General features: G+C 71.4%; 1 protein-coding gene and 1 pseudogene. Both read right to left on the bottom strand.

The annotated features are described in order from the left end of the window. A pseudogene (locus FVW27_RS12240) lies at positions 1-279 on the bottom strand (hypothetical protein); the annotation flags it as partial. A 396-nt stretch (positions 280-675) separates the two neighbouring features. After that, a partial coding sequence (locus tag FVW27_RS12235; protein ID WP_167125516.1) for a tetratricopeptide repeat-containing diguanylate cyclase occupies positions 676-2,883 on the bottom strand: 2,208 nt, incomplete at its 5' end.

Here is a 2,883-nt window from a genome sequence, read left to right as displayed (position 1 = left end):
CAGCACCTGCGCCCAGCGGGCAGGCACACGGCGCGGGTCGGCGGTGAAGCCGGGCAGGCGGCGGTTCTGGCGTTCCAGGGCCGCACGGCGACGGGGGATGGAAAATTCGGCGGGGTCGGGGCGCCAGGCGCATTCCAGGGTGGTTCGGCCGTGCCGGGCCAGCGACAGGAAATGGTGTTCCACGTCGTGGGGCTGCCACTCGGGCGGGACGGACAGGCTAAGGCCGTTCCAGGCGATGTGCCGTACGTGCGGCTCTTGTGGTGGGGGCGCGGGGTCCATGGGGTCCGGTCAGGGGAGCCGGTCGGGGCACCGGCGGGGTAGGGGGGACGGGCTGCGGCCGCGCGTGACCACGCCGGGTCGTTGCGGTTGCGGTGAGGCAGGGGGGAACGTCCGTGGCGTTCCGGGCATCGGGTTCCTCACGTTGAAAGAGTACCCAATCAAATGTCAGGGCGCAAGGGGCGCGCAACGGGGCACCCCCGCGCGTCCGGATACCGTCCGGAGGTTGCCTGTGCGGCCATGTGGATCAGAGCCGCCCCGGCGTCGTCCCGGCATCGCCCCAGGATTGCCTCACTGTCGCCCCGCGTCGCCCCGATGCCAGCCGGTTACGGCCTGTCACGACTCCCACTCCCATGACGGGCACGGCAACGGCACGGTCAACTGCGCTCCGTCCTGTCCTCAGCGTTCCCCGGCCCGCAACAGGGCTTCGCGGGCGTCATGGTCGCGGCCGCGCACTTGCAGGGCGCGGGCCAGTTCCAGCCAGCCCTGCTTGAGGTCGGGCCGCAGGGCCACGCTCTGCCGGGCCATCACTTCCGCGATTTCCGGGTCTTCGCCGCCGTCCAGGTACAGCCGGGCCATGAGCTGCAGGGCGATGGCGTCCTGCGGGTTGTGCAGCAGCGCCTCGTGCAGGTATTCACGGGCCTCGTCCGGGCGGCCCTGGCGCATGCACAGCCGGGCCAGGTGGCGGCAGGTCAGCGCCGCGCCGCCATCCAGCTTCGCGGCCTTGGTGTAGTACTGCCGGGCCTGGGCGAAACGCTTCTCGCCTTCGGCCAACTGCCCCAGGCGGATCAGGGCGTAGACGTGCCCCGGCGCGTTGCGCAAGCACTTGCGGAAGCAGTCCCGCGCTTCCGCCGTTTCGCCCTCGGACTGGCACACCGTGCCCAGATTGTACAGGGCCATGGGGTCGCCGGGCTTGCGCGTCAGCGCCTCGCCGAAGTGGCGGCGCGCCTCGGAATGCCGCCCCAGCCCGGCCATGCACACCCCCAGCGAGTTCCAGGCCATGGTGTTGCCTTCGTCCGCCAGCAGGGCCAGCTTGTATTCTTCGATGGCCCCGAAGGTGTCGCCCAGGCTGTAGCGCTTGTCCGCACTGATGTTCAGCGCCAGGGAATCCAGCACGCCCACGCGCGGCGCGGGCAGCAGCATGGCGTATTCCAGGGCCTTCAGGCAGTTTTCCAGCGTGTCGGCCTTGCGGTAGCTGAGGTACGGATGGCAGGCCACCCCCACGGCGGCCCCGATGCGCAGGCGGCGTTCCAGTTCGTCGCACAGCGCGGCGTAGGTTTCGCGCGCCCCTTTTGCCCCGCCCGTTCCATCGGCTGTCATGCCGGGGTGGAAGAAGATCAGGCTGTTCAGGCCGTAGCGCCCGCCCAGGGCCTGCGGCCCCAGCAGGTCGCGGCACAGTTGCGCCGCCTCGGCCATGAGCTGTTCGGGGTGTGCGGCGCGGCCTTCCGGCTCGCGACCTTCGTCCGACAGGCGGATGAGCGCAAGGGCAAAGGCATCGCAACGCTCGCGTTCCGCGCACCAGCGGGCCAGAAAGTCGCCGTGGCGGAACAGCCCGGTCAAGGGATCGGTGCGCGGGGCTTCTCCGCCGCCGTCGCGCACGGTGACGCCCTTTTCCTCCGGCAGCAGGGTCAGCCGGTCGCCGGGCTCCACCGCCCAGGTGGGGTCGCCCACGTGCATGATTTCGGCCAGCGAGGTGTTGTCGCGCACCTCCATCAGCACCACCTCTCCCTTGTACAGGGGCTGGCGCGGTTCCTGCGAGCCGCCGCGCACGGGGTAGGCCACCGACCACACGGAAAAGCGCTGTCCTTCGCGGGCGTTCATGTTGCCGCCAAGGCTCACCACCACCCGCGACAGGGGCAGGGTTTCCAGCACCCGGCCCCCTTCGGCCAGAATGCGAGAAAAGCCCATCACCGGCACGCCGGGCGCGGCATCGCCCCCCTTGCCGTCACCGTCCCCGGCGGATGGGGCGGACAGGGTGGCGGCCTCCACGGCCACGGCGGCGGCAAGGCGGGCCTTGCGCAGCAGCACCCGGGCCTGCTCGCCATGGTCGCGGGCAAAGGCCGCGCCTTCCATGTCCTGCGGGTAGACGGCGAACCCTGCGGAAACGGCCACCCCCACCGGCTCGTCGGTGAGCCCGCAGGTGATGGTCACCCCGCGCAGGCGGCGCACCATGTCCACGGCCAGCTTGCGGCAACCGCCGGACGTGCCCGCAGGCACGAACAGGGCGAATTCGAAATCGCCGGTGCGGGCGGGCAGGGCCTGTTCCGGCGCGGTACGGCGCAGTTCTTCGGCCAGCGCGGCGATGAGCCGGTCGGCAAAGACGTAGCCGTGGTCGCGCGCCACCTCGCGCAGGCTGCCCAGGCGCACGGCGATGACCCCCATGCTGGCCCGGTGCCCGGCGGCCAGGTCGCACTTGCCTTCCGACGCGGTGGAGAAACAGTCGCGGATGCAGTCCACCTCGCGCGCGATGGCGTCCAGCAGATGTTGGCGGGTGGCCAGGCCGGTCACCGGGTCTGTCAGGCTGGCCTTGTACAGTTGCAGGTTTTCCAGGCACAGCCCGGCCACGCCCGGCAGCACCGGCGACAGCGCGCGGGCCGTGCGCGCGGG

Source organism: Nitratidesulfovibrio liaohensis (assembly GCF_011682075.1).
GTDB classification, from domain to species: Bacteria; Desulfobacterota; Desulfovibrionia; order Desulfovibrionales; family Desulfovibrionaceae; genus Cupidesulfovibrio; species Cupidesulfovibrio liaohensis.
The sequence above is the reverse complement of the archived record's forward strand: the minus strand, read 5'-3'. Positions and strand labels throughout refer to the sequence as shown.